Genomic DNA, 6501 nt, shown 5'->3' with positions numbered 1-6501 from the left:
AAATATCTCTCCATAATAATCGGACTCGTTTCATTAATATTTGGAGCGATATTCATGTTCTTTTTAAATGCATTGCCATTCCTTGTATCTTTGCAATTCTTCATTATCGGATTCATGATGATGTTTTACGGACTGATGGGAATGGTCTTCCTTAATGATAAGAGTTATATAGCTCTTTCAGCAGTTGCTTTTATTTTAGGTATATTAATTGTTGCACTTGCATATTTTGCAGCATCACAGACCTACCTGATAGCTGTAATCGTTGGAGCATTGCTGATTGTAGATGGTATAGTTGCTCTGGTCATCGGCAGAAGCAAGTCACTGATTGAAAAATACGGATAATTCAATTGAATTATCTTTTCTTTATTATTTTTAGTTTCACAAACATTTGTGAACGTTTTTAGTTTCATCATAAAAAAAAGGAAATAAAGATAATTTGAAATGCATCCATTATCTTTATCGAATCAGATTATTTTTGAATAGGCAGGGAATCAATGCATCTGACCAGATTAATTGCAGTCAGTCCCTTATCGTGTTGTGTGTCGTTTTGAGCTGTTTCAAAAAGGATTACGTTATGATTCTTTTTGGCGAGAGGTATTGTCACCCATTCAGGTGAGGTACCTGTCCTGACAGGATATACAGGATAGCTCAAGTTACCGCCTATCTTATTGGCATAATCCATTGTTGTGGATGATTTGTTGTCGACAACGCCAACATATTTCTGCAAATCCCAATAGTCTTCCATTTCATGGGCATCCACGATGACATAAGGATCATAATTCTCAATATCCGGAACAACAAATTCATTGGCAAGAAGTTCACCCATGTGCCTGTTTGTATCATAATCGCTGGTATTCATTCCGCTGTCCTTGAAATTAAGCTGGATGAAGTATATGACGTACTTTTTGTCAAGGCTGTTGTCTTTGGTGAAGTTCATTATTGCTTCATATGTGGCATTGTGAATGCCGCTTTCAAGACTGTGAACTCCCAAAATCATTATTGCAGTATCGCTGGACTGTTGAATTATCTTATATACTGTTCCATTTGAATTGCTTCCAATTATTTTTCCATACTGATCGAGATTATCGGCAGTAGGCTGTTTTGATTGCTGTGTAAAAGTAACTACTCCAGCAAAAACAACAAGCAAAATCAATACGGCAAGTAAAATTTTAGTCATTCTTTTCATTGCAATCGTTATTATGTTTATACACAATAGAATATAAAATTATCAGAAATTACTATCAAAAATAGTTGATTGTTTTAATCACCAATAGAAATGGAGGTCCGATTTTCAATCTCTGAGTTTTCGATTTTGGAATCCAACATTCTTTTAAGCACAGCAATCATTACAATAGCTTCAATAGTATTGCTCAATATGATGGACAAAAATATTCCAGATTTGTTTAGGCCAAAAATGTGGTTAAATGAAATCATGGAAATTATCATGATTATTAAATTAAATATGAGAAACATCAGAGTATATGTACTTTTTTCAAGACCTAAAAATACATAACTGCATCCCATAATTATTGGAAATGTTATCATGAACAATATAGTAAACAGCAGCATATTTTTAACTTCCTCCAAAATGACGTATTCAGATGAAAATAAGCCCACTATTGGACCGTGGAAGACTGCAAGTGCAATTGAAATAGCTATAGCAAGCACGAAGCACATGGAAAATATTTTTCTAATTGTCCACCTAAGTTCTATAAATCTTTTTGCACCATTTAAATGTCCTGTTACAATGCACAATCCTTTCATTATGCCCTGAATTGGAGAGAATACTGTTGATTGAACATTAAGGAGGATAATATATGCAGAGACTGCGATTGGTGAGGCATACAGGTGAAGCGAATAGGTAACGACAATTCCCAAAGCTGTTATAATGACACTGGTTATGATGATAGGAATGGCCAATACGATAATTTCCCTTATTATCCCCAAATCCAATCTGAAACCCTTAAGGTGAACCTTCACAAGAGTATCCTTTTTAATTGAATATATGTAGACAAAAAGCAGGATGGACAATAGTCCACCAAATACTGTTGAAACGGCCGCTCCCAACATTCCCATCTTAAAGTAGAAAATCAATATCGGATCCAAAATGATATTCAAAATATTTCCTGCCGCAACTATAATTGATGACCTTGCAGTATCACCTTCACTGGCTAAGACGGCACAAAAGAAATTGTTTATCATGATTGTTATGACAAAACACAAACATGGAGCGAGATACGCAAATATCATGTCAGTATACTCGGAAATGCCTGCCATGACACAAATTGGCTCAACAAATGGGATAGTAACAAACGGGATAATGATGGAAAGAAGCAAAATTAAAAGCAGACCCTGTTCAGCATATTTTTCAGTCTTTTCAATTTGATTTGCTCCAAATGCATTTGAAATTAGAACATTGCAAGACCTGCCGATTCCATCTCCCAGATTATCAATTGCATAGATTATATTGGAAATAAATCCCATACATATGATGGCAGCTGTGCCCAAACCACTGACCCAGTAAACATCGGCAACCGAATATAGTGAATCCAAAAAGAAGAGCAGTATGATAGGTATACCTAGCATAATAGTTGATTTTACCGGATGCATCTGTATGTCGTTTACATGTTGGCTCATAATTAAACTATATTATGCATTTAATCATTTAAATAATAATCTAATCCATGACGAAATGCTACCTTAAATTAACACCCGAAAAAATTAAAACAGAAATTTATGATTAAAAAAAAAGAAAAATAACAGGAATTAAAATAATTCTCCGTTTAAAACATTTAAATTAAATCTCTACCATCTTATATGCATCATAAGCGGCGTAAATTGCAAATATTAATGATATAATTGATAATAAAAATGCTGTAAAGAATGATAATATTGCCAATACAACAGCTATTATAAAGAAAATTGCACCTTTTTTAATATCACCAGCATAAGCCTGACCTAATCCTGGAATTAAAAAGGATAATACTGCTGCAAGAATAGCATTTGCCATAATAATTCCCTCCTTTCGTTTAATTATTTGTATTATGTTTTTCATGCATATTAAATTTTATTATGGAATTTAAGTCATTACAGGTGAAATATTTTCTATATAGATGGTTAATTTGCATATCTCTTCAAAAAAACGGAAATAAACTTTCTACAATTCTTCTTCAAAAACGAAATCATTTGAACATAATCCCTACAACAAGACAAAAATTAGTATAATTTAAATAATAATAATATAAATAAAAATATAGATGTGAATTTATGGAAACAAAAGAAATAGCAATTATTGTAATTGTAGTAATTATAATTTTAGCAATTGTTGGATTCTTATAAAATGAAAATAAGAAAAGATGTTATTATATTAATTAGCTGCGTAATATTATACTTTGCCAATCAATATTACTTCAAATCATTGGGGGTTTTATTCTTCAATGACCATTTTAATGATTTGATAGCAGTGCCTTTGTATTTTGCAGCGATTAATGTAATACTGTATTATACTTTAGAAAAAGAGGTCAACTCTTTTAAGATATTATTTTTAATGACCATAGTCCTGTCATTTTTAGGTGAGTATGTTTCACTGTATACTAGAAAAGGAAGCGTATTTGACTATTGGGACGTATTATGTTACTTTATAGGGCTCGTAGTGTATTACATAATTAAAAACTATCCAAAAAAAGTTTCAGACTGAAAAGTGATTCAAAGCACTTTTCCTATTTAATCCTACCATACTCATGGTATTCAATATTCCTGAAATTTCCCAAATCATCATCGTAGCTTTTGGCAATATTTGAATACAGCAGTCCAAGGGAATAATTGGCAATGCTTTCAAGTATTGGAATAACAACAACCACATAAATCAAAAAGCCCACATAAGGAATCGCCATTACAAATGATGAAACGAAACCAGCCACAACAAGCAATATAAGCATTACTATTGCCCATTTGATTATGGTAAATATTCCTATTCTTCTAATGTCACCCACCACCTTATTGATCTTTAAGGCTTCAGGCAAACTGTTGAAGTAAGCCAATCTTGCTTTTGCAAAGAACAATAAAAATTCAAAGACAAGATATATGAGAATAATAAGCAGTAGCGCAAAGTTAAGATTTAGAAAAAACTCTAAAATCAAATCTCTGCTTGAAGAGCTCAATAGCTTAAAAGCAATGAGAAATACCGCAGCCGGAACAATCATGTAGACCATTCTTAAAAATATCACCCTGATGGAATCATAGATATTATTAACCAGATTGAAGGACGGAAGCAATGCTGATTGAGTTGAACCCATTCTAACAATAGACAGGAAATATCCCGGCACAAACAATACAAACAGGAAAAATGCAATCACACCGATGGCTACAACATAATCATTATTAATCATCAGGCCAATTGGAATGATGGCAATCAGAATGAAAAACAGACAGATTACCAGCATTTTTTTAATGCTTCTGAATGGATATTTGAAGGAATACGAAACTATTTTTGACAAATCCATAATAAAACTCCCTAATTATAATACTGTATTTGTTAACATCAACTTAAAAAGATTCGTAAATTCAACCAGTAAGTCACCACCTTGACTGTGTATTTTTTGCCTTTTTTGATAACATTCAGTTCAAAGGAAAAAATTTGACAAAATATATAAATAATCATAGAACTAAACTATTAAATGTACATCAAAATAATTTTTTGGTACATAACATTAAAGAGGAAAAAAATGAATTTCAAAAAAATATTGATTGCACTGATTCTTTCATCCCTTCTGATTGGCTGTGTCGGCGCCGCAAGCATACAGGAATACAAAATTGATGCTCCCGTTAAGGAAATATTCGGCAGCGACGACTATGTGATATATGCCAATTCCCATGGCGATGGTGGAATTGGAATCTATAAATGCATTGACAAGCAGGAAGACAACAAAACCGTCGATGAGGACTCTCTTGACAACCTGATTTATGATGACGGGGACGAATACATAACCCAGGACAAGGACATGAAAATCAGCGTAAATCCAGACCATAGTGCAAACTTCACAGACAAACTTCACAAAACCCATGGAATTTCAGAAGTCATAAACGATAGCGGAGAAAAGCATGTTGTGGTTTTCTGGGCAAAATCTTCAGGCGAAACAAACATGACCCAACTGAAGACAGTCCAAGATAAGTTCAACGAAATCAACAATGTTACTCCAATAGCATTCTAGATTTCCGGATATTGAGTGAATAACACTCTTCCATCCTATTTTTAATACTTGAAAAAAGCAAGTTCATCACCAAATTTTCAGAAACGAAGAAAATGATTAATTTCCAGTATTCTTTTTTTTGACAACAATTATTAATATAAAAAATATAATATATCAAACAGGAGTTTAAAGATGAAATTGTGGAATCCGATAGCTTTTTTCATAAGCCTTATAATGAGTATGGTAATGCCGTTGATTTTTGCAATCCCCCGGGGAATGCCTGTTGAAATATGCTTTTTAATGTGGCCTATTCGTTGGGTTGTAGCTTATCTTATAGTTAATTTCATTGCTCATCCCCTATCCCTTAAATTGGCAGACAAAGTCTTTGGCTTTAAATTAGGTATGAAAACAGGTTTGTGGAACCCATTTGCATTTTTCATGAGCCTGATTATGAGTTTCATAATGCCATTGATATTTGGAGTTCCTAATGGACAATTGCCTGTAGATGTGCTCGTTTATCAATGGCCGGTTAGATGGATTGTAGCTTACTTCATCGTAAATATGATTGTGAATCCTTTGGCATTCAAATTGGCCGGAAAAGTATTCGGATTCAATCCGATGAATAAATAAAACTAATTCATTCCTTTTTCAGCTCATCAATTTTTTCGTTGAGCCTTTCAATTTCAGAGGTGAGATTTTCAATTTTTTGATTCACATCATCCTGATTGTCCTTATTGATTTTTGAAATATACAATGATGAAATTACAGCGGTGAATGAAGCGAAAACCAAAATACCGCCAATCATTGCAATCATTCCAACGATTCGCCCTGAAAGTGTTGATGGAACGACATCCCCATATCCTGTACTGGTTATGGAAACGATGACATACCACAAGGCCGTATGTATATCATGGATATCAGGATCAACAAGGCGGATGGATATTGTCAAAATGAATGTGAAAATGATTGCCACCAGAATTATCTTATCCAGATAAGTATGCTTCAAAAAGTCGGAAATGGTTTTTTCACTATCCCTTGCAAGAACAAACAGCTTAATCAACTGGATAAGTTTCACTAATCTTAATGCTCTAAGAAATACGAAATTGATAGGTAACATTCCCAGGATACTTAATGAATTTTCAATCAGGTACTGCTTTTTATCTTCGGATTTCAAATAGCTGTAGATGAATTCTATCCACAGGACTGCGCATAAAATTATATCAAAAGCGAAAACCGTATCTCTGAATGTTGAAGAAACAGGACGCAAAGCTACATAAAACAACAGCAAAATATCCAAAAATGTTGCAAAAAT

9 protein-coding genes are annotated in these 6501 nt (G+C 33.3%); 4 read left to right on the top strand and 5 right to left on the bottom strand.

Annotated features, from left to right (window positions below; genetic code table 11):
- Nucleotides 1-342 (top strand): hypothetical protein (locus tag QZ143_RS09505; protein WP_292883613.1); only part of this gene is annotated, 342 nt, incomplete at its 5' end.
- 127 nt (nucleotides 343-469) lie between these two features.
- Here the strand turns inward: QZ143_RS09505 and QZ143_RS09500 are convergent.
- From QZ143_RS09500 to QZ143_RS09490, 3 genes are all read right to left on the bottom strand, one after another.
- Complete coding sequence (locus QZ143_RS09500) at nucleotides 470-1186, bottom strand: hypothetical protein (RefSeq protein WP_292883611.1); 717 nt, start codon at nucleotides 1184-1186, stop codon at nucleotides 470-472.
- Between the two features lie 74 nt (nucleotides 1187-1260).
- A complete protein-coding gene (locus QZ143_RS09495) occupies nucleotides 1261-2637 on the bottom strand; it encodes an MATE family efflux transporter (RefSeq protein ID WP_292883609.1) in 1377 nt (458 codons plus the stop codon).
- Nucleotides 2638-2797: 160 nt separating this feature from the next.
- Nucleotides 2798-3010, bottom strand: a complete 213-nt coding sequence (locus tag QZ143_RS09490; protein WP_292607403.1) for a hypothetical protein — start codon at nucleotides 3008-3010, stop codon at nucleotides 2798-2800.
- A 330-nt stretch (nucleotides 3011-3340) separates the two neighbouring features.
- Between QZ143_RS09490 and QZ143_RS09485 the strand changes: the two genes are divergently transcribed.
- On the top strand, nucleotides 3341-3697 hold the full coding sequence (locus QZ143_RS09485; RefSeq protein ID WP_292883607.1) for a hypothetical protein: 357 nt from the start codon (nucleotides 3341-3343) through the stop codon (nucleotides 3695-3697).
- A 22-nt stretch (nucleotides 3698-3719) separates the two neighbouring features.
- On the opposite strand, the gene QZ143_RS09480 is transcribed toward QZ143_RS09485, so the two are convergent.
- The gene (locus tag QZ143_RS09480; RefSeq protein WP_292883605.1) at nucleotides 3720-4502 is read right to left on the bottom strand and encodes a DUF4013 domain-containing protein; all 783 of its coding nucleotides are present in this window, start codon (nucleotides 4500-4502) and stop codon (nucleotides 3720-3722) included.
- A gap of 222 nt (nucleotides 4503-4724) precedes the next feature.
- Here QZ143_RS09480 and QZ143_RS09475 point away from each other — a divergent pair, with 222 nt between their 5' ends.
- On the top strand, nucleotides 4725-5210 hold the full coding sequence (locus tag QZ143_RS09475; RefSeq protein WP_292883603.1) for a hypothetical protein: 486 nt from the start codon (nucleotides 4725-4727) through the stop codon (nucleotides 5208-5210).
- Between the two features lie 171 nt (nucleotides 5211-5381).
- A complete protein-coding gene (locus QZ143_RS09470) occupies nucleotides 5382-5819 on the top strand; it encodes a DUF2798 domain-containing protein (protein ID WP_292883600.1) in 438 nt (145 codons plus the stop codon).
- A 7-nt stretch (nucleotides 5820-5826) separates the two neighbouring features.
- Here the strand turns inward: QZ143_RS09470 and QZ143_RS09465 are convergent.
- A partial coding sequence (locus tag QZ143_RS09465) for an ion channel (RefSeq protein ID WP_292883595.1) occupies nucleotides 5827-6501 on the bottom strand: 675 nt, incomplete at its 5' end.

The sequence above is a fragment of the Methanobrevibacter sp. UBA188 genome (assembly GCF_905234905.1).
Classification (GTDB): Archaea; Methanobacteriota; Methanobacteria; order Methanobacteriales; family Methanobacteriaceae; genus Methanocatella.
Note: the sequence above shows the minus strand (reverse complement) of the source record. Positions and strands in the feature narration are given on the sequence as shown.

What these genes read in the sequence shown, in the direction of transcription:
- QZ143_RS09485 (WP_292883607.1), top strand. Translation starts at nt 3,341, where the DNA reads ATGAAAATAAGAAAAGATGTTATTATATTAATTAGCTGCGTAATATTA.
- QZ143_RS09475 (WP_292883603.1), top strand. Translation starts at nt 4,725, where the DNA reads ATGAATTTCAAAAAAATATTGATTGCACTGATTCTTTCATCCCTTCTG.
- QZ143_RS09470 (WP_292883600.1), top strand. Translation starts at nt 5,382, where the DNA reads ATGAAATTGTGGAATCCGATAGCTTTTTTCATAAGCCTTATAATGAGT.
- QZ143_RS09480 (WP_292883605.1), bottom strand. Translation starts at nt 4,502, where the DNA reads ATGGATTTGTCAAAAATAGTTTCGTATTCCTTCAAATATCCATTCAGA.
- QZ143_RS09500 (WP_292883611.1), bottom strand. Translation starts at nt 1,186, where the DNA reads ATGAAAAGAATGACTAAAATTTTACTTGCCGTATTGATTTTGCTTGTT.
- QZ143_RS09490 (WP_292607403.1), bottom strand. Translation starts at nt 3,010, where the DNA reads ATGGCAAATGCTATTCTTGCAGCAGTATTATCCTTTTTAATTCCAGGA.
- QZ143_RS09495 (WP_292883609.1), bottom strand. Translation starts at nt 2,637, where the DNA reads ATGAGCCAACATGTAAACGACATACAGATGCATCCGGTAAAATCAACT.